The sequence below is a fragment of the Enterocloster aldenensis genome (assembly GCF_003434055.1).
Lineage (GTDB): Bacteria > Bacillota > Clostridia > Lachnospirales > Lachnospiraceae > Enterocloster > Enterocloster aldenensis.
In genome coordinates this window covers 840,958-866,523 of record NZ_QVEX01000001.1, presented here as the reverse complement: position 1 = coordinate 866,523, position 25,566 = coordinate 840,958, and the positions used below count along the sequence as shown (strand labels likewise).

The 25,566-nt window shown below is 51.0% G+C and carries 24 protein-coding genes; 20 read left to right on the top strand and 4 right to left on the bottom strand.

Annotated features, from left to right (window positions below; translation table 11 throughout):
* Positions 1–72: 72 nt before the first annotated feature.
* The 7 genes from DWX59_RS04015 to DWX59_RS03985 all read left to right on the top strand — a co-directional run bounded on the left by DWX59_RS04015 (position 73) and on the right by DWX59_RS03985 (position 5,258).
* Entirely contained in the window at positions 73–675 is a 603-nt protein-coding gene (locus DWX59_RS04015) for an ECF transporter S component (RefSeq protein ID WP_117556403.1), read from the top strand.
* Positions 676–711: 36 nt separating this feature from the next.
* The gene (locus DWX59_RS04010) at positions 712–1,488 is read left to right on the top strand and encodes an energy-coupling factor transporter transmembrane component T family protein (RefSeq protein WP_117556401.1); all 777 of its coding nucleotides are present in this window, start codon (positions 712–714) and stop codon (positions 1,486–1,488) included.
* Entirely contained in the window at positions 1,475–3,268 is a 1,794-nt protein-coding gene (locus DWX59_RS04005; RefSeq protein WP_117556399.1) for an ABC transporter ATP-binding protein, read from the top strand. The genes DWX59_RS04010 and DWX59_RS04005 overlap by 14 nt, the downstream gene beginning before the upstream one ends.
* Before the next feature lie 4 nt (positions 3,269–3,272).
* A complete protein-coding gene (locus tag DWX59_RS04000; RefSeq protein WP_117556397.1) occupies positions 3,273–3,797 on the top strand; it encodes a transcription repressor NadR in 525 nt (174 codons plus the stop codon).
* A gap of 70 nt (positions 3,798–3,867) precedes the next feature.
* On the top strand, positions 3,868–4,284 hold the full coding sequence (locus DWX59_RS03995; protein WP_117556395.1) for a type II toxin-antitoxin system PemK/MazF family toxin: 417 nt from the start codon (positions 3,868–3,870) through the stop codon (positions 4,282–4,284).
* Between the two features lie 214 nt (positions 4,285–4,498).
* Entirely contained in the window at positions 4,499–4,900 is a 402-nt protein-coding gene (locus tag DWX59_RS03990) for a DUF134 domain-containing protein (RefSeq protein WP_117556393.1), read from the top strand.
* Positions 4,872–5,258: a NifB/NifX family molybdenum-iron cluster-binding protein gene (locus DWX59_RS03985; protein ID WP_117556391.1), complete on the top strand. Its 387-nt coding sequence runs from the start codon at positions 4,872–4,874 to the stop codon at positions 5,256–5,258. The genes DWX59_RS03990 and DWX59_RS03985 overlap by 29 nt, the downstream gene beginning before the upstream one ends.
* A 126-nt stretch (positions 5,259–5,384) precedes the next feature.
* Here the strand turns inward: DWX59_RS03985 and DWX59_RS03980 are convergent, their stop codons facing one another.
* From DWX59_RS03980 to DWX59_RS03970, 3 genes are all read right to left on the bottom strand, one after another.
* On the bottom strand, positions 5,385–7,181 hold the full coding sequence (locus tag DWX59_RS03980; protein WP_117556389.1) for a sensor domain-containing diguanylate cyclase: 1,797 nt from the start codon (positions 7,179–7,181) through the stop codon (positions 5,385–5,387).
* Between the two features lie 83 nt (positions 7,182–7,264).
* On the bottom strand, positions 7,265–8,056 hold the full coding sequence (locus DWX59_RS03975) for a response regulator (RefSeq protein WP_117556387.1): 792 nt from the start codon (positions 8,054–8,056) through the stop codon (positions 7,265–7,267).
* A 45-nt stretch (positions 8,057–8,101) separates the two neighbouring features.
* Positions 8,102–9,397, bottom strand: coding sequence for a sensor histidine kinase (locus tag DWX59_RS03970; protein ID WP_117556385.1), 1,296 nt, complete (start codon positions 9,395–9,397; stop codon positions 8,102–8,104).
* A gap of 332 nt (positions 9,398–9,729) precedes the next feature.
* On the opposite strand from DWX59_RS03970, the gene DWX59_RS03965 reads away from it, so the two are divergent.
* The 11 genes from DWX59_RS03965 to DWX59_RS03910 all read left to right on the top strand — a co-directional run bounded on the left by DWX59_RS03965 (position 9,730) and on the right by DWX59_RS03910 (position 22,720).
* Positions 9,730–10,254: a QueT transporter family protein gene (locus tag DWX59_RS03965; RefSeq protein ID WP_117556383.1), complete on the top strand. Its 525-nt coding sequence runs from the start codon at positions 9,730–9,732 to the stop codon at positions 10,252–10,254.
* 150 nt (positions 10,255–10,404) lie between these two features.
* A complete protein-coding gene (gene murC / locus DWX59_RS03960; protein WP_117557241.1) occupies positions 10,405–11,790 on the top strand; it encodes a UDP-N-acetylmuramate--L-alanine ligase in 1,386 nt (461 codons plus the stop codon).
* Between the two features lie 311 nt (positions 11,791–12,101).
* Complete coding sequence (locus DWX59_RS03955) at positions 12,102–13,484, top strand: DnaD domain protein (protein WP_117556381.1); 1,383 nt, start codon at positions 12,102–12,104, stop codon at positions 13,482–13,484.
* A 19-nt stretch (positions 13,485–13,503) separates the two neighbouring features.
* On the top strand, positions 13,504–14,484 hold the full coding sequence (locus DWX59_RS03950; protein ID WP_117556379.1) for an ATP-binding protein: 981 nt from the start codon (positions 13,504–13,506) through the stop codon (positions 14,482–14,484).
* A 120-nt stretch (positions 14,485–14,604) separates the two neighbouring features.
* Positions 14,605–15,774, top strand: a complete 1,170-nt coding sequence (locus DWX59_RS03945; RefSeq protein WP_117556377.1) for a ribose-phosphate pyrophosphokinase — start codon at positions 14,605–14,607, stop codon at positions 15,772–15,774.
* Between the two features lie 251 nt (positions 15,775–16,025).
* Positions 16,026–17,078, top strand: coding sequence for an acyltransferase family protein (locus tag DWX59_RS03935; protein WP_117556373.1), 1,053 nt, complete (start codon positions 16,026–16,028; stop codon positions 17,076–17,078).
* Between the two features lie 303 nt (positions 17,079–17,381).
* Positions 17,382–18,548: a recombinase RecA gene (recA, locus tag DWX59_RS03930; RefSeq protein WP_117556371.1), complete on the top strand. Its 1,167-nt coding sequence runs from the start codon at positions 17,382–17,384 to the stop codon at positions 18,546–18,548.
* Positions 18,545–19,171, top strand: a complete 627-nt coding sequence (locus tag DWX59_RS03925; RefSeq protein WP_117556369.1) for a regulatory protein RecX — start codon at positions 18,545–18,547, stop codon at positions 19,169–19,171. Before recA ends, DWX59_RS03925 begins: the two co-directional genes overlap by 4 nt.
* Before the next feature lie 125 nt (positions 19,172–19,296).
* Positions 19,297–20,850 (top strand): ribonuclease Y, encoded by a 1,554-nt coding sequence (gene rny / locus DWX59_RS03920; RefSeq protein WP_117556367.1) that lies wholly within the window; start codon positions 19,297–19,299, stop codon positions 20,848–20,850.
* A 248-nt stretch (positions 20,851–21,098) separates the two neighbouring features.
* Complete coding sequence (locus DWX59_RS03915; RefSeq protein WP_117556365.1) at positions 21,099–21,335, top strand: cyclophilin-like fold protein; 237 nt, start codon at positions 21,099–21,101, stop codon at positions 21,333–21,335.
* A 212-nt stretch (positions 21,336–21,547) separates the two neighbouring features.
* Positions 21,548–22,720 (top strand): iron-containing alcohol dehydrogenase, encoded by a 1,173-nt coding sequence (locus DWX59_RS03910; RefSeq protein WP_117556363.1) that lies wholly within the window; start codon positions 21,548–21,550, stop codon positions 22,718–22,720.
* Between the two features lie 112 nt (positions 22,721–22,832).
* On the opposite strand, the gene DWX59_RS03905 is transcribed toward DWX59_RS03910, so the two are convergent.
* Complete coding sequence (locus DWX59_RS03905; RefSeq protein ID WP_117556361.1) at positions 22,833–23,723, bottom strand: LysR family transcriptional regulator; 891 nt, start codon at positions 23,721–23,723, stop codon at positions 22,833–22,835.
* A gap of 347 nt (positions 23,724–24,070) precedes the next feature.
* On the opposite strand from DWX59_RS03905, the gene DWX59_RS03900 reads away from it, so the two are divergent.
* Positions 24,071–24,985, top strand: a complete 915-nt coding sequence (locus DWX59_RS03900) for a flavodoxin (RefSeq protein WP_227116311.1) — start codon at positions 24,071–24,073, stop codon at positions 24,983–24,985.
* On the top strand, positions 24,952–25,344 hold the full coding sequence (locus tag DWX59_RS29185; RefSeq protein ID WP_235844909.1) for an aldo/keto reductase: 393 nt from the start codon (positions 24,952–24,954) through the stop codon (positions 25,342–25,344). The genes DWX59_RS03900 and DWX59_RS29185 overlap by 34 nt, the downstream gene beginning before the upstream one ends.
* Positions 25,345–25,566: the final 222 nt, after the last annotated feature.

The following is a 25,566-nucleotide window of genomic DNA, read 5'->3' as shown; positions in this document are numbered from 1 at the left end:
GACATTTGGTTGACAAGACAGTATATTTGCGTTAAAATCCTCTGGATAGTATAAAACCAGGGAGGATTGAGTATGAACCATTTATTTAAGACAAAGTTTAACGCAGCCTGTGTTGTCCTGATCCCGGCATGTATCGGGATTAATTATCTTGGTAAGCTGTTTGCATCCGTGCTGAAGCTGCCGCTGTGGCTGGATTCCATCGGAACCTGTATTGGCGCTGTCCTTGGCGGGCCAATCATCGGCGCTGTGTGCGGCGCTGCCAATAACCTGATTTACGGCTTTACCACCGGGGATACCATTACGCTTGTATACGCCCTGACCAGCCTTGGAATCGGCGTGGCAGTTGGAATCATGGCGCGGCTGGGACAGATGGAAAAGCTGCCGGGGGCAATCCTTTCGGCCTGCGTGGCAGGATTGACCGCGGTGGTGATTTCCACGCCCCTTAACATCATTTTCTGGGGCGGAACCACGGGCAATGTATGGGGGGATGCTGTATTTGCATGGTCCCAGGCATCCCGGATGCCGGTATTCCTTGGATCGCTTCTGGATGAAGTGGTGGTGGATGTGCCGGACAAGCTGATTACCATCCTTGTGGTATACGCCATTGTAAAGGGCCTGCCAGGCAAGCTTACGTCCATGTATGATGTGGATAATAAGGTGGAGCGGCTGGACTGACCGCAGGGATGGGATAAGGAGGGAAAGGGTGCCGGTATGAAGAACATAAGCCTTTATGTGGAGCAGGATACATACCTGACAAGGCTCCATCCATTTGCAAAACTAACCTATATCCTGGCCGCGGTCAGCGTTCCTTTGATTGCAGGATCCCTTTGGATGTTCATGGTATCCATCGGGGTCAGCCTGTGCCTTCTGGCCGGCGGGAAGATTGCAGCCAGGGTCTTTCCGCTGATTGCATTTTCCTTTACCATCATTGCAACGGTGTTCCTGATCCACGGTCTGTTCAACCGGGCCAACCAGAATGTGCTCTTTGCCCTGGGGCCGCTCCAATTCTACCGGGAAGGCATCCGGTACGCGGCGGGTATCGGGTTGAACATACTGAACATGCTGCTGGCGTTTTCCGTGTTTGTGCTGTCCACCAAGCCGGCCGAACTGGTGGATGACCTGGAGCAGATTGGATTTCCGCCCAGGTTTGGATATATGATCAGTTCCGTATTCCAGATCATCCCCCAGATGATGGGGACCATGAACACCATCATGGACGCCCAGAGAAGCAGGGGGATGGAGATGGAGGGGAACCTGTTTGTAAGGGCTAAGGCCTTCATTCCGCTGATTGTGCCGGTAGTCAGCAGTTCCCTGATTAATACAAGGGAAAGGGCCATTGCCCTGGAGGTCAGGGGATTTGATTCAAAAGAAAAAAAGACGTTCCTGACGGACGGGAAGATGGGAAGAGGGGACAGGCTTTTCATGGCAGCCATGGTCCTTTTCATTGTATGCGCCGTTGGATGGAGGGCAGTCCATGTCATTTATTGAGGTTAGGAATCTGAAATACAGGTATCCCCGTACGGAGAAGCTGGCCCTTGACGGGCTGGGGTTTAATGTGGAGAAAGGCGAGTTCATCGGGATACTGGGTAAAAATAAAGCAGGGAAGAGCACCTTGTGCCAGGCCTTCATGGGACTGGTGCCAGGCATGTTTGGCGGCGCATACGGGGGGCAGGTCATGATTGACGGCATGGAAGCTTCCAGTACACCTGTATCCGTACTCTGTAAGAAGGTAGGACTGGTGTTCCAGAATCCCTTTAACCAGCTTTCCGGGGCAAGGGACACTGTGTTTGGAGAGGTGGCATTCGGGCTGCAGAACCTGGGCGTGCCCAGGGAGGAAATCCTTAAGCGGGTGGAGCGCAGCCTGGAACTGCTGGAAATCAGCCCATACAGGGAACGCAACCCATTCGATTTATCAGGCGGCCAGATTCAGAGGGTGGCCATTGCCAGCATCCTGGCCATGGAGCCGGAAGTACTGGTGTTAGACGAACCTACCTCCCAGCTGGATCCCCAGGGCAGCGAGGAAGTGTTCCGGGTGGTGGACCGCCTGGCCGGGTCGGGAATTACCATCATCATGGTGGAGCACAAGATGGAAAAGCTGGCAGCTTACTGCAGCCGTCTGCTGTTGCTGCATGAGGGAAAACAGGTTGCATATGACAGCCCGGAGCATATATTTGCCAGGGAGGACCTGGAGGCGTTCGGTATTGAACCACCTGTGTATACACAGGCGGCAAGGGTATTTTCCGTGAAATACGGGGATTGTTATCCTGTGACACTGGATCAGACCCAGGCGGTGCGGGAACGGTTTCCGGGAAAGCTGTGCCGCACAGTCAAAAGGGATGACAATGCAGGAAGCAATATAAAAGGAATACCTTGCCCCGTCCCCATGTTCTCCATACAGGACCTGGGATTTTCCTACGCCAAAGACCGACCGGTCATCAAGGCGCTGGACCTGGAACTGGACCAGCGGCCAACCGCCATCATAGGGCAGAACGGCGCGGGAAAGACCACCCTTGTCAAGCTGCTGAAAGGGCTTCTCAAACCTGACAGCGGACGGATCCTGCTTCAGGGAGAGGACATGGGCGGTAAAACCGTGGCCGGTCTGGCGGGCCGGGTCGGGTACGTGTTCCAGAATCCGGATGACCAGATATTTAAGAACCGCGTGCTGGACGAGGTCATGGTGGGACCGGTAAACCTGGGGATGGGTAAGGCTGATTCCAGGAAGCGCGCGGTCCAGGCATTGGAGATAGTAGGACTGTCGGCGGTGCAGGGCGAGAATCCCTATGACCTGGATCTGGCGGACAGGAAAATGGTGGCCATCGCATCCGTGCTTGCCATGGAACCGCAGGTGCTGATCCTGGATGAGCCCACCATTGCGCAGGATGCACAAGGGCGCAGACGGCTGGGAAGTATTGTGAGGAAGCTGGCCCGGGAGGGGAAAACGGTCCTGGCTATCCTGCACGACATGGATTTTGCGGCCTCGTATTTTGAACGGATTATCGTGATGGCCCATGGCCGTGTCCTGGCTGACGGACCAAAGGACCAGACGTACTATGAAATGGACGCCTTGAGAGAGGCAAGACTGGAACAGCCCCATGTGGCAAGGCTGTGCAGCTGCCTGGGGTATGAGGGGAGCTTTTTGACGGTGGAGGATATGGCGGAAGCTGCGGAGGATATGGCGGAAGCACATGCCGGAAGCACATGCCGCGGAATCCACGGCGCATACTGCAGATGCGCAAACACGGAAGGCAGACAGGAAGGCAGGGAGTAGAAGGATGACGGACGGCGAAATGCGCAGGATGAATATCCTGGAGATACTGAACAACAGGACAACTCCTGTATCGGGAACCGAACTGGCAGGGAAACTGGGGGTCAGCAGGCAGGTGATTGTACAGGATATTGCTCTTTTAAGGGCGGATAATAAGGAAATCATGTCAACTTATAAAGGATACATCCTTCACAGCCCTGACAAGGACAGCAGGGAATATATGCGGGTATTGCGGGTGAACCATGGCACGGAGGATACCCTGGATGAACTGCAGACCATTGTGGATTACGGGGGAAGGGTTCTGGATGTATCAGTGGAACATGGACTTTACGGGCACATAACCGTGGATTTGATCATCAATAACCGTCTGGATGCGTCTGAGTTCGTGGCGCAGATGGAACAGTCCCATGACCAGCCGTTAAAAGCCCTGACAGGCGGCTGCCATTACCACACCGTTGCCGCGGTTGGGGAACGGAATCTGGATCTTATTGAGGAAGCGCTGGATAAAAAAGGTTATCTTATGCAGGACTGATGTTTAGTTACCTCAAAAATGGTGATACTCTCCAGTAGAAAACACCATTTTTATTGAGCGAGGTAATGTTATGTATAGAGAGAATAAAAATATCAGTCAGAATGTCCTGAGAGGGGATTTATATTATGCAGACCTGTCACCGGTGGTAGGGTCTGAGCAGGGAGGCGTCCGTCCTGTCCTGGTAATCCAGAATGATGTGGGGAATAAGTATAGCCCTACGGTTATCGTAGCAGCCATCACCAGCCGTTCCACTAAGGCAGCCATCCCAACCCATGTGTGTATCCGGAGGATGCGGGGAGGGCTGAAGCAGGATTCTACTGTTCTGGCAGAGCAGATACGCACCATTGACAGGAACCGTTTAAAGGAATACATAGGGCACCTGGATTCCTGTCAGATGGAAGGGATTGAGCAGGCCATGGTTACCAGCCTGGGGCTGGGGCATCTGGTTGGCGGCAGGGGACAGGTGTTTGTGCCTTCTTGTGTGTGATTTGGATAGAGGATTTTTAGGGGCAGGGGTAATGCGTTTTGGGTACGCAGCCCCTGCTTTTCCTGTTTCCGGGAACAGGGGCGGGAGGCAGTAAATCAATCTTGTCAGGTACATAAATTCATAAAAAGATATTGACATATGTCAATAATGATTGTATAGTTAATGACATAAGTCAAAAACAATGCGGTAACGGCAGCGGATAAGGAGAATGCGCATGGCAAGGCCCTTTAAAGCCAGAAGAGTCTGCTCCCAGCCAATGGTGGAAGTATTCGGTCCATTGGACCAGGATGCGGCTACAAGGGTGGAACTGACACTGGAGGAATATGAGACAATACGGCTCATTGACCTGCTTGACTGCACCCAGGAGGAGTGTGCCGGGCAGATGGGAGTGGCCAGGACCACGGTCCAGGCGGTTTATAATTCTGCCAGGAAGAAACTGGCGGATTGTCTGGTCAATGGGCGGCAGTTAGCCATACGGGGCGGCAATTACAGCCTGTGCCCGGATGCAGGCAGCTGCTGCGGCAAGGACTGCGGGAAGCGCAGGTGCCAGAGACGCCGCTGCAATAACAAGTCAGGAGGAGATTGTAATGAAGATAGCTGTAACATACGAGAATGAGGAGATATTCCAGCATTTTGGACATTGTGAAGCGTTTAAGCTTTATGAGACAGAGGATGGCAAGGTAGTGTCATCACAGGTTGTGGGGACCGGAGGAAGCGGTCATGAGGCCCTGGCCGTATTTTTAAAGAACCTGGACGTGGAAGTGCTTATCTGCGGAGGAATCGGCGGGGGCGCCAGGATTGCCCTGGACCAGGCGGGAATCAAACTGTATCCCGGAGCAGCCGGCAATGCAGATCGGGCTGTGGATGCATTCTTAAAGGGCAGCCTGGATTATGACCCGGATACCATGTGCAACCATCACCATGAAGGCGGGGAGCACAGCTGTCATGGGCATGGAGGCACATGCGGGCACTAGGGTCTGTTTGGAAGTTATAGGATAATAAGGCAATAAGATACAGGCAGACGGGGATTTGCGCCGTCTGCCTGTTTTTGGACCCTGGACAATGCATCTGAACAATGGAATGGAAATGATTCCGGATATTTAAGTTTTTAACCGATTCCCTGTATCCCTGTTTGGACTGTTATCTGGACTGTTATCTGGATTACCATCCGGACTGTCATCCGGACAACTGTTTGGACAGCCATCTGATTTATGGCAGGGTTTACTGCCTGATGCGTTCCGGTCTGTGGTTTCCTTCTGCTTTTTTACCTGCATTTTATTCTGGTACATGGCATCATCCGCGCGCTTGAATACGTCGCTGACCGTCAGGTCCACATTTTCCTCATAGATAGCAATGCCTCTGGCAATGGATATCCTGCTGTCAGGCCCGGCATGTCTGTTATAATCATCCAACGCTGTTTTGAAGCGGGCCAGAAGCTCTTCATATTTATTAAAGTCATCATTTTCCAGAATCACCACAAATTCATCCCCGCCAATGCGGTAGACCGGACTGCGCTTAAATACCTTACAGATCAGCTTACAGGAATCAATGATCAGTATGTCGCCAAAGTCATGGCCCAGGGTGTCGTTGATTATTTTCAGGTTATTGATGTCGAATACAATCATTGCAAATTCCGGCCGGCCGGTCCTGGTCCTTTCCTCCAGGTTGGCAATTGTTTCCTGATAGGCGGTTTTATTCTTTACCCCGGTGAGGGCATCCCTGTAAGCAAGGCCGTTGATGTAATTAATGTATTTTTGCAGATGGCTGACAGTCTGCTGGAAACTGTCGGCCAGCATGCCCACCTCGTCCTTTGTCTGGTGGGAAAGGGAGACAGAGAGGTCGCCTTCGGCTATTTTCCTGGCTGCTTCGTTTAATTCCTTAAGGGGTTTTATCAGGCGCCGGGTCATCAGGATGGTGAGAATCACGGCCAGGGTGGATATGACAATCAGGGCAATGCTGCTTTGCAGTATCAGCGTATTCTTGGCCGCGTTTATCTCACTGGAGGGCGCCGTGATGGCCAGCCGCATCCCATTTTTCAGACTGCAGAGGGCCATCTGTTTCCTGTGCCCCCGCCATTCATAGGAAAACAGCTGGCTGCCGATACCGCCGCTGCGCAGTCTGTCTGCAACCGGGAGCAGGCTGCTTTCTAAGCTGTCCATGGGAGTCCTGGCCGGTATTTCCCTGTGGTACATAATATTGGCCTGTTCATCCGTCAGGAAGGCATAACCGGTGTCATAAACGTGTATCGTATCCACTGAATCCTTGATAAGGTTGAAATCAATATCCATGCCCACCACGCCGATGGTTGTGTTGTCCGCGTACAGGGGAACAACATAGGAAATCATCTCAACCTGGATATTTTTGTTCATATAGGGAGCCATCCAGGTGGCCTGTCCGCTTTTGACCGGAAGATAATACCAGCCGACATGCTCCACATCGTCAGGGCTGTATCGGGAAAAGTCTGTTGGCGGCAGTTCCTGGAATTGCCCGTCCAGCGCTGTTTTACTCCAGAAAAGGCCTGAGGTAGGGGAGGTGAATTTTGGATTGTAGCGCACATAGACAGCCAGCGCTCCCTGGGTGTTGTTGGCGGCGTTTATGGCAATGTCCTGAATATGTCCGGTATATTCCCTGACATATCCGGGGTCGGTCTTAAACCTTTTGACATCCCTCAGTTCCCGGTTGGCGTAGACCGCTACTGTATTGACTGACTGCTCAATACAGGAAAACAGCCCGTTCAGTTCATTGGCTTTTTCGCTGCACATCAGATTCATGATATAGGCGGAATCCTTGTCAACAACCTGATTGGCATTCATGATTCCCGCGCCTCCGATGACCAGGGAGGAAAGCAGGACACAGCCTAATATCAGGGTAATGAATTTTGTCTGTATGGATTTCATAGGGGTCTCCTTTTGGCAAAGCAGTGCTGGGTATCCTCCTTTTACTATAGCAGGTAAACCGCAAAGAAACCGCAAATTAAATCCTATTTCTGACGCTCCAGTTCGCCTAGGGTCATCTCAGCCCATGTATACTGCATCATATATTGGCCCATGTATGTGTTGATGGCGTCCGGTTCCTGGCGCAGGAAGCCATAAAGGTCACAGTCCAGTTTTTCACAGTCAACGGCAAAGCTGTTGCGTCTTTTAATCAGTATGTCCCCAGCGCCGGCCAGGGAAAGGGTACGGCTTAAATCGGATATGAGGGTACGCAGATGGCTTCTTACCGAGAGGCTGTCCGGCCGCTGTTCCCACAGTATTGCACACAGCTCGCCTGTGTTGACGGCCGCCCCGCGGCGGTCAACAAGATAAGCCAGCAGTTCCTTGGTCTTGGACAGGCTGAAGTGAAGCGGCTTGTCATCTACAAAAATCTCAAAGTTCCCAAAGGTCTGTGCACGGATACGGCCATTTACATGGAGCGGAGGGCATTTTAACTCGTCCAGTTCACTGCGGACATTCTCAGCAGTGGGAGGCTTTAGCAGGTATCCCCTGGCATGAATGGAATATGCCTCCAGCGCATACTGGGGATATCCTGTGACAAAAATGATTTTTGTGTGGTTGGAAATGGCGCGTATCCTCATGGCCAGTTCCAGACCATTCATGCCTGCCATCTCGATATCTAAGAATGCCGCATCTGGCCGCAGGCCGTCCTGGACAGCGGCCAGGGCGTCGCGGGAACGCACAAAACCCTGGACTTCACAGCCTGCTTCCGCCTTGCGGATGGCTTTTACCAGGACATCCAGTACAAGGGGCTCATCATCAACAGCCACTAATTTCATGGTTTCAATCCTCTCTTTTCTGCTGGAGTATGTTTGAAAGTAAAGTTATTTCCCAGCAGTGTTCCTGGGAAGGGTAATAACTGCAACGGTGCCGCATCCCGGGGCACTCCGTATGGTCAGAATGGCATGGCACTGGGTCTGGAGGCGTTTTTGGACATTCTGTATGCCTATGTGTTTTTTTCCGTCCTGCATTGGTTTTAAAGGGTCAAAGCCGATTCCGTCATCTGTCACGGTAACCGTGCAGGCCTCGCTGGTCCCGGCAGTGGAGATGGTCAGTGTCCCGCCTTCCTCGCGCTTGACGATGCCGTGGCGGACCGCGTTTTCCACAATGGGCTGCAGGGTAAGTGGAGGGATTAAAAAGTCCGTGACAGGCGCGTCATAGATAACGTTCAGCCTGCTGCCAAAGCGCATCTGCTCCAGTTCCAGATAATGCCGTGTATGGGACAGTTCCTGGCTGAACGGTATGGGGGAGCCGGCGGTGAGGGAATCCAGGTTTCCCCTTAAAAAGCCGGAGAAATGGTCTACGGCCAGTTCTGCCTTCCCGGGGTCGGTCTGGCACAGGCCCTTGATAACGGACAGGGAGTTGTAGAGAAAATGGGGGTGGATTTGGGACAGCATGATGGCTGTACGGCTTTTCTCCAGTTCCAGTTCTTCCTGGCTGAATTTGCGCGACTGTTCTACCTGGATGCTGATGTAGATGCAGAGGGCTGAAACCGTGGTGGCAATATAGAGGACTGCTATGCCGTATACGAACGCCTGGACCAGCATGGCCATGACAGGCAGCACTATGTAGGCGGCCAGTCCGGTCAATTCTTTTTTTGACAGATACTTCCTGTAACGTATCAGGATTGTCCCGTTGATAAGCATGCAGATAATGCCAGCCATCTGGGATATCCAGAACCAGCGCTGGCGGCGGTAGATGTTCTGGCTGTCAATCAGGTAGTACATGTGGTTGTACTGTGATATGACTACCAGGACAATGGCTGCAAGGGTCAGTGTCCACATAAGACGGGATGGGGCCCTGGATATCCCGGTCCCCTTTGCGGATATGAAACAGACCAGATAATCCGTAAACACAGCTAACAGGATATATCCAAATGTAAAAACCAGGAAGTTGGCTATCCGTACCATCCAGAAGCTGAACCCATCCGGGTGCCCTTTGAAAAGCCATGCCGCGGCATCGGAGAACAGCACGGCTGTGTTGATGGAAAGCACGCGGATATACAGATGCTCCAGCTCTTCTTTTTTGGGGCTGCCAAGGGAAAGGCAGAGGATGAATATCAGCGAGAGCAGGCCTCCAAATAATTCAAGGGATATATTGATGTAACCAATCGTACTCATGGAAGTGACCTCGTTCCTATGCAGGGTGTATGGGGCGCAGACTGCGGTCCATATGGTGAGTATAGCATAAAGTAATCAGCCTGTGCACATCTTTCAGATAGAAAATATCCATAGGGCATCTGACACAGAGGGACATACAGGCCGGCTAATCCCCATGCTGGCCAATCCTCAAACCGGCCAATCCCCAAACCGGCCGCCGGACAAAATGGCGTAAGAAATAAGTCTTGATAATTATGGCATCCGGTGTTATACTTTATCAGTCAATATGACATAAAAGACGGTGTGTTCGAGACCTTCCACACCTAAAACAAAACTAAAGGAGAGAACAGAATATGAGAGAGAGAAACAACAGGCTGTATGTGCTGGCCCAGGGGGCCATGATTGCAGCCATCTATGTGGTGCTTACCATCCTGTTTGCGCCCATCAGCTTTGGTCCGGTCCAGTTCAGGATTGCAGAGGCCCTTTGCATCCTGCCCTTCTTCACGCCGGCGGCAGTGCCGGGACTGTTTGTGGGGTGCCTGCTTTCCAACCTGCTCTGCGGGGCCATGCCCCTGGACGTGGTATTCGGAAGCCTGGCAACGCTGATCGGGGCAGCCGGTTCATGGTATGTGAGGAAGCACAGATGGTTTGTGTGCGTCCCGCCCATCCTTGCCAATACCGTCATCATCCCATGGGTGCTGCGGTACGCGTACGGTTCTGAGGATTTAATCCTTGTGGCCATGGGAACGGTTGGGGTCGGTGAGATACTGGCCATCGGTGTCCTTGGAAATGTACTGCTGATAACCCTGGACAGGTATAAGGACCTGATATTCAGAGGCCGGACAGCCCGGACACGCCACGAACATAATATATTTTAGTAAGATACATGACGGAGAGTTGCCGCGGGGGCGGTAATTCTCCATTTTTTATATAGCTTTTCAGTGTTTTTTTGATATAATAAGGAAGAGATATTTTTGTGCAGACAGCGCTGTGGACAGCTCTACGGGCACAGGGAAGGATTATTGATTATGTATCAGATAGATTTTGGAAAACGGTCACATGTTCATTTTATAGGGATTGGAGGCATCAGCATGAGCGGCCTGGCGGAAATCCTCCTGGAAGAAGGATTTACCGTTACGGGTTCTGACTCCCATGAGACAGGGCTTACGGACCACCTGACAGACAGGGGCGCCAGGGTATACTATGGGCAGAGGGCGGCTAATATAGAAAAGGAACCAGGCATTGACGTGGTGGTGTACACAGCCGCCATCCATGAGGATAACCCGGAGTTCATGGCTGTCAAGGAAAAGGGGATTCCCATGCTTTCCAGGGCAGAGCTTTTAGGGGAGATGATGCGCAACTATAAGCAGGCAGTGGCTGTATCCGGCACCCATGGCAAGACCACCACCACATCCATGATAACGGATATCCTGCTGGCAGGGAATCTGGACCCGACCATTTCCGTGGGCGGCATCCTTCAGGACATTGGCGGCAACATCCGGGTAGGGAGCCCGGATCTGTTTGTCACGGAGGCCTGTGAATATACCAACAGCTTCCTGTCATTCCATCCCACCATGGAGGTCATACTGAACATTGAGGAGGACCACCTGGATTTCTTTAAGGATATCCAGGATATCCGCCATTCCTTCCGGCTGTTTGCAGAGAAGCTTCCCGCCAAGGGGCTGCTGGTGATTAACAGCGGCATTGATTCTGTTGAGGAGATTACAAAGGGGCTGGGATGCAGGGTTGTCACTTTTGGAAAGGACAGTTCCAGTACGTATACGGCAAAGGATATCACATATGACGGGTTTGGGAGGCCTTCCTATGACCTGGTCATACAGGGGGAAGTGGTGAACCGCATTGCCCTGGGCGTGACAGGGGAGCATAATGTGTATAATTCCCTGGCAGCCATTGCCGTGGCCATGGAACTGGGGGCAGGGTTTGACGCTGTCATGGCAGGACTTAAGAAATTCACGGGCACGGACAGAAGGTTTGAGAAAAAGGGGGAGATAGGCGGGGTCACCATTATTGACGACTATGCCCACCATCCCCAGGAGATTAAGGCAACCCTGTCCGCTGCAAAGAACTATCCGCACAGGAAGCTGTGGTGTGTGTTCCAGCCCCACACCTACACCAGGACCAAGGCGTTCCTGGACCAGTTCGCACAGACCCTGTCGGCTGCGGATGAGGTGATACTTGCCGACATCTACGCTGCCAGGGAGACCGATACCCTGGGCGTCAGCTCGCTGGATATTGTAGAACGGATTGAGCGGCTTGGGACAAAAGCCCACTATATCCCGTCCTTTGATGATATAGAGACATTTATTTTAGAAAATTGTATAAACGGCGATGTGTTGATAACTATGGGTGCCGGAGACATTGTAAAAGTAGGGGAAAAGCTGTTAGGCCGGTAGTTATCCACATTATCCACATAGTTTTCAACATTTTATGTAAAGAAGCTATGTGGATTTTTTGATTAACATAAAAAAATGTCAATCAATTCCGATTTTCTTGGATTTATACGGAAAAAAGGGGATTTGGGCATGTCCGTGAATAATTATGTCCACTATTTTTCCACATTATCCACATTATCCACAAGTCGTATTGTGTAAAAATGCGCCTATTTTCTTTTGTATGTGGATGTGTTATGATATGGAATGTAACACATGTGCCGCCCGGCCGGAGAAGTCATGTCTGCCGGCCGATTGATGTAAGGAGTGGTGAGATGGGTGTGAATTTTAAGGACAGATGGAGCGTGCCGTCCACTGCGGTGGCTCATGAATTCATTGATCAATACATGGCCGTGGCCAATGGGGAATATGTTAAGGTGTACCTGTTCGTGCTGCGCCATCAGGGTGAGGATATCACCATAGAAAGAATCGCAGATGCCCTGGACCATACGGAGTCCGATGTGCGCAGGGCCCTGGCTTACTGGGAGAAGCTGGGAATACTTGCCGGAACCAGGAAAGAAGCGCCTGCGTCCTGCGCAGCCATGGGACGGCAGGACAGCGGTCCGGCCCAGCCCAGGGATGCGTCTGCCGGACCACAGCCGGCCAGGACCCAGGCATCCAGGTCCCTGGAGGTTCACGAACCGCCTGCCCATGACCAGGGATTTGGGGGATATGGAACCAATGGCGCCATGTCCAGGGAAATCCATGGGCAGGGCGCGGGAATCCAGGCAGCCTATGCACAGGGCCCGGAAGTCCGGGAAATCCATGCACAGGGCGCGGAAATCCAGGCAGCCTATGCACAGGGCCCGGAAGTCCGGGGAACCCATGGGCAGGGCACAGGAATCCAGGATGCCCATGCACAGGGAACGGTGGGACAGGGACGGAGGGAACAGGGCCAGACGTCCCGGGAGGACAGGGACAAGCCTGTATACTCTGCGGAACAGGTGAACCGCCTTTCCCAGGATGAAGGCTTTTCACAGCTCCTCTATATTGCCCAGAAGTACCTGAACAAGGTATTTACCCCCAGGGACTGTCAGGTTTTCGCTTATCTGTATGAGGATTTGGGGATGAATGAGGAAGTGCTGGAATACCTGGTGGAATACTGTGTCCAGAACGGCCACACGTCCATGCGCTATATTGAGGCGGTGGCCAGGAGCTGGCATGAGAAGGGAATCCGTACGGCCCAGGAGGCAAAGGATTATTCGGCTTCCTACAACAGGGATTCGTTTGCGGTGATGAAGGCATTTGGCATAAACAGCAGGAAACCGGCCGCGCCGGAACAGAAGCTGATGGATAAATGGTTTAAGGACTACGGTTTTAGCCGGGATGTGGTGTTGGAGGCCTGCAACAGGACCATCACGGCCATCCACAACCCCAGCTTCCAGTATGCGGACAAGATACTTACGGACTGGAAGGAAGCCGGGGTCAGGGGCCTTGGGGATATCATGGAACTGGACACCAGGCGGATGGCGGCCAAGGAGGATACGGCCAGGTCCAGGGACAAGCGCCTTCAAACGTATGACACAGCCGTGTCCGGCCAGGGAAACCGTACCAGGAAAGGGGCGCCTAACCAGTTCCATAATTTTGAACAGAGGGACACGGACTATGACGCCCTGATGTTAAAGCAGGTTAAGGAATGGGTGGGGCAGCAGCCCTGATGTATAAGGAGGGCAGATAATGGCATTAAGCAATTCCCAGTATGACGCAATCATGAGGGCGTATGGAAGACAGCAGATTGAGGACCACCACCAGCTGGAGGAACGGCGCCAGGAGATATACAGGAAGCTTCCGGTGGTAAAGGAACTGGAAGCCGAGATTGCCGGCCGTTCCGTTGCCTGCGCCAGAAAGCTTCTGGAGGGGAATCCGGGCGCCCTTGACAAGCTGAAGGAGGACCTTCAGGACCTGAGGGAGCAGAAGGCCCTTATCATCCGGGCGGCAGGATATCCGGACAATTACCTGGAACTTTGGTATAAGTGCCCGGACTGCCAGGATACGGGCCTGATTGAGGGCAGGAAGTGCCACTGTTTCCTGAAGGCGCAGATGAAGCTGCTCCATGACCAGTCCAATCTGGAGGATATACTGGAGCAGGAGAATTTTTCAGCCCTTTCCTTCCAATACTATGACAATAAGGAGATACTGCCCCAGATTGGCATGACCAATGCGGATTATATGCGGCGTGTGGTCAGGGAGTGCAGGGAATTCGTGAAGCAGTTTGATAAAAACCATGAGAACCTGCTGTTTACAGGCAGCACCGGGGTTGGAAAGACATTTTTAACCAACTGTATTGCCAAGGAACTGATGAATACCTACCACTCGGTCATCTATCTCACGGCCAGCGACCTGTTCGAGATATTTTCCAGGAATAAGTTTGATTATGAGAACGCAGAGGAGATGCGGGATATGTACCGGTTCATCCTGGACTGCGACCTGCTGATCATTGACGACCTGGGCACTGAACTAAATAACAGTTTTACCTCCTCCCAGCTGTTCTACTGCATTAACGAGAGGATGAACATGAAGCGTTCCACCATTATCTCCACCAATCTTTCACCGGCCCGGCTGCGGGATTCCTATACGGACCGCGTCACGTCCAGGATCATGAGCGGATACAGGATGATTCCATTATATGGGGGAGATATCAGACTGTTAAAAAAATAAATGTGGAACATGGCGGTTCCTGAAGGATATGCCCTTGACGAATCATGGAGAATGATGGTATAAAAGTATATGCTGGTTATGGCAAAGAGGCCGCCAGCCAAAAACAGGAGGATAAAAACCATGTTATATGAGGAAAAAATCATTGAGACAATTCCAGTTGGCCCCCTGGGTCTTATACCCCTTAAAAGCTGCACGGAATTAGGCGACAAGGTAAATGCCTATCTGGTAGACTGGAGGCGTGAGCGTGAGAGCGAGCACAAATCCACCATTGCATTTTCCGGATATCAGAGGGATTCTTATATTTTAAATGCCATTACACCAAGATTTGGCTCCGGCGAGGGAAAGGGGCTGATACTTGAGTCCGTAAGGGGCGATGACCTGTATATCATGGTTGACGTCTGCAATTACAGCCTTACCTATTCCCTGTTCGGCATGACCAACCATATGTCGCCGGACGACCATTTCCAGGATTTAAAGCGTGTGATTGCGGCAGCCGCCGGCAAGGCCCACAGGATTAACGTAATCATGCCTTTCCTATATGAGAGCAGACAGCATAAGCGCTCGGGCAGGGAGTCCCTGGACTGTGCACTGGCCCTTAAGGAGCTGGTGAACATGGGCGTGGAGAACATCATCACATTTGATGCCCATGACCCAAGGGTACAGAACGCCATACCCTTAAGGGGATTTGAGACGGTCCAGCCCATTTACCAGTTCCTTAAGTATCTGCTGAAGAACGAGACAGACCTTCAGATTGACAGCAGCCATATGATGGTCATCAGCCCGGATGAGGGCGGCACAGGCCGCGCCGTGTATTTTGCCAACATGCTGGGACTTGACATGGGCATGTTCTACAAGCGCCGCGACTACACCCAGATTGTCAATGGACGCAATCCCATTGTGGCCCATGAGTTCCTGGGAGCCAGCGTGGAAGGCAAGGATGTGCTGATCATTGACGATATGATATCCTCAGGCGAGAGCGTGCTGGATGTGGCTAAGGAGTTAAAGCGCAGGAAAGCCAGAAAGGTATTTGTATGCTCCACCTTCGGCCTGTTCACGGGCGGCCTTAACAAGTTTGACGAGTATTATGAAAAGGGCATTATCGACAGGATCCTGACAACCAACCTGGTTTACCAGACGCCGTCCCTGCTTGAGAGGCCTTACTATATTGATGTTGACATGAGCAAGTACATTGCCCTTATCATTGACAATTTAAATCACGATGCATCTTTAAGCGAATTGCTGACACCTACCAAGCGGATTAATAAACTGCTGGCACAGTACCGCAGCTGATGGCAGGGGCTTGCCCGGACATTCAGACACGCCCAGGGGTGTGCGGATGGCGGGAATGAATTATCAGACGCGCCCTAAGCATACGGGGGCGGATGTCAGGACACGCCCCGGGCGCGGTATGGAGCGCCATGCAATCCGTGTCCGTATAAGAAAGACCGTTTCCCTGAATGAGGACAGTAGCGTTCCGGGAAGCGGCCTTTTGATTTCTGTGCATGTTGTGTTTGGTTCTGCTGCGGGAGAGGATATATCATATGGAAGAAAAGCAGTTTCATAACCAGGTTTACTGGATTACATTCCTGTTCAGCCTTCTGGTTGTATGGGTACATTCTTTTAATGCGGAGCTATACCTGGGAGCCACGCAGGCAGCGGCCGGGGTTAAGAGGCTGGAGTGGATTCTGGGAGAAGGGCTGGGGCAGATATCGGTTCCGGGTTTCTTCATGGTGTCCTCCTACCTGTTTTACCGCAGGTTTAACTGGTCCAGGTTACTCCCCAAATGGAAGTCGCGTATAAGGAGTATCCTGGTGCCCTATCTGATCTGGAACTTCCTGTATTATGCGGGATATGTAACCGCGACCCGGATTCCCGCCATATCCGGTCTTATAGGAAAGCCTCCGGTGCCTGTCACCATCATGCAGTCCGTGGACGCCCTTGTGAATTATGCCTACAATCCCGTATTCTGGTATTTATATCAGTTAATCCTCCTCATTGCCCTGGCTCCTGTGGTTTATCCTGTCATGAAGCGCACCCTGACCGGGGCAGCGGCCCTTGGGGTGATTGCCTTTGCGCTGTGGCATGGCTGGGATTTCCCTCATCTTAATATGGACGCACTGTTCTACACCTGCGGGGCTGCTTATATAAGCCTTCACAGGGACGGCTGGGGAAGGTTTGCCGAGTCCCTGCCCCCCAGGGGCGGGAGGCGCGTCCTGTGCTGGGGGGCAGCCGTCCTGCTGCTGGCCCTGGTCCTTTTCTTAAGCCGGCCCATGGCGCCTCTTTACGCCAGGCCCCTGTCAGCCGTGCTCAAGCGCATCTGGGGCGTGTGCGCTGTCTGGTTCCTGCTGTCAGGCCTCCCTCTTCCCATGGCCCGGGATTGGATGAAACATAACTTCTTCCTATATGCCATCCACTTTGCCTGGGTCAGGCTCTTCAATAAAGCAGGTGCTATCCTCCTTCCACCTGTTCCTGCATCGGCCCTGTCCATGTTCCTGCTGATGCCCCTGTTCATGGTGATTATAAGCAGCCTTTTAAGAAAATGCCTTCAGTCTGTTGTCCCGGGGGTCTACCGTGTCCTGTCCGGCAACCGCTAAGCAGGGGAAGGGAATCCATTCCGGCCGCCGGCCCCCCAATGCCTGCTCCCCCTTGCATTTTAGGCCATTCTATGCTATCCTTAACCTGTTCCGCAGGCGTTCTGTCTGCGATGGCTTTGTCTGCGCCGGATGCGCGGTCAGTGGGTGCATGCACAGGCACCTGTGAAGGGCAGTTCGCCCGGTATTCACAAGTAAAGTAAGGGATGGAAAGGGGGGGACCGGGAAAAATAGTGGTTGACATTTTAGCTTAATTATACTATGATTGTAACTGTTAGGGAACATTTGTTCGAATCGGAGGATAACATGGCCAGAGAAGAGAAGAGTAATATAATCAACAGAGATATGAATAAAGATGAGAAGTTAAAGGCCCTGGATGCGGCCCTTACACAGATAGAGAAGGCTTACGGCAAAGGGTCCGTGATGAAGCTGGGGGATTCCAGGGCCAACATGAATATAGAGACCATTCCCACGGGTTCCATCAGCCTGGACATTGCGCTGGGCCTGGGCGGCGTACCCAAGGGCAGGATCATTGAGGTCTATGGACCGGAGTCTTCCGGTAAGACCACGGTTGCACTGCACATGGTGGCCGAGGTCCAGAAGAGAGGCGGGATTGCAGGCTTCATCGACGCAGAGCATGCCCTGGATCCCGTGTATGCCAAGAATATCGGCGTGGATATCGATAACCTGTACATATCGCAGCCGGATAACGGAGAGCAGGCCCTGGAGATTACCGAGACCATGGTGCGCTCAGGCGCGGTTGACATTGTTATCGTGGACTCCGTGGCGGCCCTGGTCCCAAAGGCGGAGATTGACGGTGAGATGGGGGATTCCCATGTGGGACTCCAGGCCAGGCTGATGTCACAGGCACTGCGCAAACTGACAGCGGTGATCAGCAAGTCCAACTGTATTGTGATTTTCATCAACCAGCTGCGTGAAAAGGTGGGCGTCATGTTCGGCAACCCCGAGACCACCACCGGCGGACGCGCCCTTAAGTTCTATGCTTCCGTGCGTCTGGATGTGCGCAGGATTGAGACCCTGAAGCAGGGCGGCGAAGTGATTGGCAACCGTGTCCGGGTCAAGGTTGTTAAGAATAAGATTGCGCCTCCGTTTAAGGAAGCTGAATTCGATATCATGTTTGGCAAGGGCATTTCCAAGGTCGGGGATATCCTGGATTTGGCTGTTAAGGAGAATATCATAGAGAAGAGCGGCGCCTGGTTTGCTTATAATGGTTCCAAGATTGGCCAGGGCCGGGAGAATTCCAAGCAGTATCTTTCCGATAACCCTGAGATGTGTGCAGAGGTGGAGGCAAAGGTAAGGACAAGGTATGAGCTGCCGGGCTCTGAAGAAACAGCAGAAGCAGAGGAAACCAAGGCAAAGGAATTAAAGAAGGGAACCAGGGCAGAAGCATCCAAGGCGCCTGGAGCCAAGACCGAGGGGGCTGACACACCCGATGCTCCCAGGCTGTCATGATGGTCACATCCATCCTCCCTGTAGATAAGAGAAAAAGCAAAGTCTTCCTTGAGGAAGGCTTTGCCTTTGTTTTATACAGGGGTGAGGTGGAGCGGTTTGGGATTGAAGAGGGAAAAGAGCTGGAAGCAGATGTTTACCAGCGCATATTAACTGAAGTACTGTTAGGGCGGGCCAAGGAGCGCGCCCTATATCTGCTTAAGTCCTCGGGCAAGACAGAGGCCTGGATGAAGAAGAAGCTTAAGGAGGCCGGATATCCTGAGGAAGCAGTGGATTATGCCATGAATTTCCTTAAGGAGTATGGTTTTATCAATGACAGGGCCTATGCGGAAAGCTATGTCCGCTCCTATGGAAACAGGAAGAGCCGCAGGCAGCTGGTCTATGAACTCTCCCAAAAGGGTGTGTCCCAGGAGGAGATAAGCGAGGCATTTTCCCAAAACCAGGTAGATGATGTGGAAAATGCCAGGCAGCTTCTGCGCAAACGATTGAAGGGAAAAACTGGGATTTCCTATGAGGAAAAGGGCCGTTTATCTGCATTTCTGGGAAGAAAAGGATATTCTTACGATGTAATCAACCGTGTTATGCGGGAAATCGGCACAGAGGACACGGAAGAATGGCAGGAATGAACTTTTGTCTATATTGACTGTATTGCAGCGAAAATAAGGGGAAGATACTTGACATAATTCTGAAAAAAGTATAAAATTAATACGTTGTAGTTAGTACAATGAAAATTTAATAAGGAGGTGCTCCTGTGTCAGAGATAATGGTCCCTATAGTAATTATCGCTGTGATAATTGTGGCTATTATTATTACTTGGTTTGCAGCACGCAACTACGAGCGTAAGCAGTATGACTGTAAGGTAGGAAGTGCAGAAGAAAAATCAAGGGAAATAATAGATGAGGCATTAAAAACCGCTGAGACAAAGAAGCGAGAAGCTCTCCTGGAAGCCAAGGAAGAATCTTTAAAGACGAAGAATGAATTAGAGAAGGAAACCAAGGAAAGAAGAGCAGAACTTCAACGTTATGAAAAACGTGTATTAAGTAAAGAAGAGAACGTTGAGAAAAAGGCAGATGCCCTGGAAAAGAAGGAGGCTGACCTGGTCAGAAGGGAGAACGTCCTCAGTAAGCGTACAGCTGAAGTGGAAGCCCAGTATGAACAGGGGATACAGGAACTGGAACGGATATCCGGTCTAACCTCCGAACAAGCAAAAGAATATCTTTTAAAATCTGTTGAAGAAGATGTAAAACATGACACAGCTAAATTAATTAAGGAACTTGAAAACAAGGCAAGAGAAGAAGCTGACAAGAAGGCAAGGGATTTGGTTGTTACAGCCATCCAGCGCTGTGCAGCAGATCATGTTGCCGAGACAACGGTTTCCGTTGTACAGCTTCCAAATGACGAGATGAAAGGCCGCATCATTGGCCGCGAGGGCCGCAATATCCGTACCCTTGAGACACTGACTGGTGTGGAACTGATTATCGACGATACCCCGGAAGCAGTAGTTTTATCCGGATTTGATCCAATACGTAGAGAAGTTGCAAGAATTGCATTGGAGCGTTTGATTGTGGACGGACGGATTCATCCGGCCAGAATTGAGGAAATGGTAGAGAAGGCACAGAAAGAAGTGGAGAACAACATGAGGGAAGAGGGCGAGGCCGCCTGTCTCGAGGTTGGTATCCATGGAATTCATCCGGAACTGGTTAAGTTACTTGGTAAGATGAAGTTCAGGACAAGCTATGGACAGAATGCGCTGAAGCATTCCATTGAAGTGTCCCAGCTGTCAGGGCTTCTGGCGTCAGAACTTGGTGTGGATGTACGTTTAGCAAAACGTGCCGGTTTATTACATGACATTGGTAAATCCGTTGACCATGATATGGAAGGCACCCATGTACAGCTTGGCGCAGACCTGTGTAAGAAGTATAAGGAATCTGCAACCGTGCTGAACGCAGTGGAGTCCCATCATGGCGATGTTGAACCCACCAACCTTATCTCCTGTATTGTCCAGGCAGCCGATACCATATCTGCTGCAAGACCTGGTGCAAGACGTGAGACGTTGGAGACATATACAAACAGATTAAAACAATTAGAAGATATAACGAATTCCTTTAAGGGAGTAGATAAATCTTTTGCTATTCAGGCAGGCCGTGAGGTTCGTATCATGGTTGTTCCGGAACAGATCAGCGATGACGATATGGTATTGCTGGCAAGGGATGTTTCGAAGCGCATTGAGGACGAGCTTGAGTATCCGGGACAGATTAAGGTAAATGTAATCCGCGAGAGCAGGGTTACGGATTACGCCAAATAATTATCCAGAAATGCAGATAAATGCCCCAAACCCGTATGAATCCAGTATTCATACGGGTTTGGGGTGTTTTTTATTTCTTGGGACTTATTAAAAATTTTAGTATTTTTAACCTGGAGTAGTGTAAACTTGGTGAAAATAAAAGCGGGAAATTATGATACAGGAGGCGGGAGCAATCTGCAAGATATAGAAGAAAAGCATGGAATAGTATCCGATATAAGCATTGGATATAAAAACAAATATGTATTACAATGAATATATCGGATAAGCTGGACACAGGCGATACGCCGTTGACAGAGGGCGGAGGGAAGGGTGGACTGGCCTATTTTTCCCCCTGGGGCGACGTGGTTATGTATGATGGGCCATATGGTCCTTACAGCGGATTATATGACCTGGGAACCGCTGTATCCGGCAGTGGATGGATCCCGGACCTGTCCGGTGAAATCGTTATTGAGACCGCAGAAACGTCATCCTGTTCAGGTGTGTAGCCAGGGGACGAAGCGGATCGGACCGGGGAGAATGCAAAAACCATCGCAGACCAGCAGTCTGCAGGAGGAGAGGCCGGGGTTTGCAGAGGGCATGCCAATCCGTATCTGATGATGACGGAATTTAGTTGGGAGATTGACCCGGTTGGGTTCAGGGCAGCCATAAAGTGTTTAAAAACAGACAAAAGCTGCTTATAAGAAGGAGGAAATAAAATATGTTAGGAAATTTTGTATTTTCAAACCCGACAAAATTATATTTTGGAGAGGATTCGCTTAAGTATCTCAATGAGGAACTGCCAAAATATGGAAAAAATGTACAGCTGGTATATGGGAGAGGCTCCATCAGGAAAAATGGGATTTACCACAAGGTGGCTGCCATCTTAAAGGCCAATGGAAAAAATATTGTTGAGGATGGCGGCGTTATGCCGAATCCTACGGTAGAAAAGCTTTACCAAGGCTGCAGGATTGCAAAAGAAGGAAATGTGGATTTGATCCTGGCAGTGGGAGGGGGGTCCTGCTGCGATTATGCCAAGGCTGTTTCAGTCTCGGCCCACTGTAAGGAAGACCCCTGGAAGAAGTATTATCTGGATTTTGAGGATGTGGACCCGGATACAAAAATCATCCCCGTAGGCTGCGTCCTGACCATGGCGGGCACGGGCTCTGAGATGAACGGGGGAGCGGTGATTACAAACCATGGGAGCAGGCTGAAAATCGGGCATGTTTTTGGAGACAGGGTATTCCCCAAATTCTCCATTTTAAATCCGGTATTTACCTATTCCCTGCCCAGATACCAGATGGCGGCGGGCTTTTACGATATCCTGAACCACATATGCGAGCAGTATTTTTCCGGGGAGGATGACAATACGTCCGATTATCTGATGGAGGGACTGATGCGGTCCCTGATACACAGTTCCCTGATTGCAATAAAAAATCCAGAGGACTATGAGGCGAGAAGCAACATCATGTGGACTGCAACATGGGCGCTTAATACCCTGGTGGCAATGGGAAAGTCAACAGACTGGATGGTGCATATGCTGGGGCAGGCGGTTGGCGCCCACACGGACGCAACCCATGGTATGACCCTGTCTGCTGTTTCTCTTGCCTATTACCGCCATATCATGCCTTATGGGCTGGAAAAGTTCAAACGGTTTGCGGTAAATGTATGGAATGTGGATCCGGACGGAAAGACAGCCAGGGAAGTGGCGGAAGAAGGCTTACTTGCAATGGAACACTGGATGGAAGAAATCGGTGTTGTCATGAATATCAGGGAACTTGGCGTGACAGAAGAGATGCTTGCGGGGTTGGTGGAGAGTACCCTCATCATGGAGGGCGGCTATAAAGTGCTGACCCAGGAGGAAATCCTGGGGATTTTCAAAGAAAGTATGTAAAAGACCTCCCGATATGGCGTACTGATGGGGAACAAATGTCCATACAGGCTTTAAGGCGTTAGGGGCAGGAATAAAAACCTGCCCTTTTACTGTTTGGAAATGAAATCTGCCTTTACGATATATTGCCATGAAATGCTTCCTGAACCTTGCCCAAAAACCGTTCTGCCGCACTGGAAAACACCTGATATTTTTTCCATACAATATCCAGATGGGCCTCCATCTTTGGGGTTAAGGGGCGGAAACACAGGCGGCTGTTTTCTGAAGTATTCACCAGCTTGTCAAGGCACAGGGCGTATCCAAGGCCTTCCTCCACCATAAGGGAGGCATTGTAAATCAGGTTATAGGTGGCCACGATGTTCAGCTTCCCAAAGTCCTTTTTCAGCCAGCCGGAAAATTCATTGCTGACAGTGCTCTGGCGGGAAGTGATGACGGGCAGCTCCCAGATATCCTCCGGCCGGATAAAATCGTGGGAAGCCAGGGCACAGTCTTTGGGCATTAAAACCCCCCAGGTGTCTGTGGCGGGCAGCCGGATATAATCATATTTTTTCATGTCCGCCGGCTCAATCAGGATTCCAAAATCCAGGAGTCCCTTATCCAGCCGTTCCGTCACATCGTCCGCGTTACCGCTGTATAAATGGTAGCAGATATCCGGACAGGACGTTTGTAAATCCTTGGCAATCCTGGCAATTAAGCGCATGGCGTTGGTCTCACCTCCGCCGATGTAAATATCCCCGCTCACAACCTCATCCGGAGCTGTCAGCTCGGCCTCTGTCTTGTCCACCAGGTCAAGAATCTCGGCCGCCCGCTTGCGCAGAAGCATCCCATCTTCTGTCAGTGTGATTCTGCGGTTTCCGCGGATTAATAGCTTCTTGCCGATTTTCTCTTCCAGATCCATTAATTGCCTCGACAGGGTAGGCTGCGTCATATGGAGGGACTCCGCGGCCCCTGATATGCTTTCTTCCCTGGTGACGGCCATAAAATATCTTAAAACACGTATATCCAACCGATTACCTCCAATCTGATATCGCCATTCCGGCCACGCCTGTTATGTTTCCTCTTATTATCCTTCCTCTATTATAGATAAGCAAAACCATGCCTGTCAAGTATGGATTCATATTTAATATGAGTATTTAGTATGAGCTGGGTTTGGACTTACAATGAACCAGGCAGCCCCTCTTTTGCCGTATATATGCTTAATAAGTATGGAACTGTATTTACTATAGGCATTTGATATTATATGTATCATGGCATATAATGAAGCTGAGAAAGGTGATGGCATGTATGGAACGGTTCCAATTGTTGCTTAATGTCAGCTTTATCTGGCATGATGATCTGGAAAGGAGCAAGTATATGAAAAAGATGATATCTATTCTGTTAGCCGCTATTTGTGTTATCCCTGTTTCGGCCTGCGGGAGCGCGGCCGCTGCCAGTCAGCTAAGGGAGACAGGGGTGGAAACCATGAACGCAGCACCTCCATCTTCCGATGTGACCGCATTTACCGATGTGCCGGAGAAAGCGCGGGATGATTCTGAAAAAAACGGGGAGGCTACCGGGGGCAAGACGTTAGTAGCCTATTTCTCTGCCACGGGCACGACACGGACTCTGGCAGGATACGCGGCGGAGGCTTTGGGGGCGGATATCTATGAGATTGTACCGGAACAGCCGTATACACAGGAAGATTTAGCTTATTATACCGATGGCCGTGCAGACAGGGAGCAAAGCAATCCGTTGGCCCGTCCTGTGATTTCCGGCAGCGCTTTAGACATGTCCCGCTATCATGTAATAATTCTGGGATACCCGATATGGCATGGGCAGGCGCCTAAAATCATCAGCACTTTTTTGGAAAGCTATGATTTTACAGGAAAGACCATTGTCCCATTCTGCACTTCCCACAGCAGCGGCATCGGTTCCAGTGATACGGATCTTCACGCTCTGGCAGCCGGGGCCGACTGGTTATCCGGCAGACGTTTTGCAGGCGGCACCTCAAAAGGTGCGATAGAGGAGTGGGTCCGCGGCCTTAACCTGCCTGAAACAAATCCTGCCGCCCTCCGGCGTCCCTTTGATTTTGAAACCAAGACCGTAACCTTAAACAGCGGCTATCAAATGCCGATTTATGGTCTGGGTACGTACAGCCTGAAGGATGAAACGTGTGTGAACTCCGTTACGGCGGCATTAGGCAGTGGCGTCCGGCTGATGGAAAAATCCGCTCAATCGGACTTTCAAACTGGTATGTGGATGAACTGGAAGCATTCCTGCCGCAGATAAGCATTACTCCTGCATTGATACAGAATGAGATTCACCCATACTATCAGGAAAATGATGTAATTCCATATATCCAGGAACGTGGTATTGTAGTGCAGGGGTGGTATCCCCTGGGAGGCAGAGGACATACGGCAGAGCTGCTTGGCGACCCTGTGATTACTGAGATTGCCGCGGCACATGGAAAGACTTCGGCACAGGTAATCCTCCGCTGGAACCTGCAAAAAGGAATCGTGGTCATCCCGGGTTCAAGCAATCCGGAACATATCCAGGAAAATACAGAATTGTTTCATTTTGAACTGGACGCTGACGAAATGGCAAGAATCAATGCCCTTGACAGGGGAGAAAAACATGATTGGTATTAAGACAACTCCATATGGAGGTATGGAATAAAAGGAATCGGTATCAATGGAAGCGCCAGAAAAAATGGCAATACGGCCATTTTGATAAAACGGGTATTGAAGGAATTGAATCAGGAGGGGGAAAATTCGTGCCGAACGGATTGTAAACTTTGAGCTTTAATAAACTTGACGGACAAGAAAAGATATGGTATCCTTATTAATAGACCGACGGTCGGTCTAAGAAAG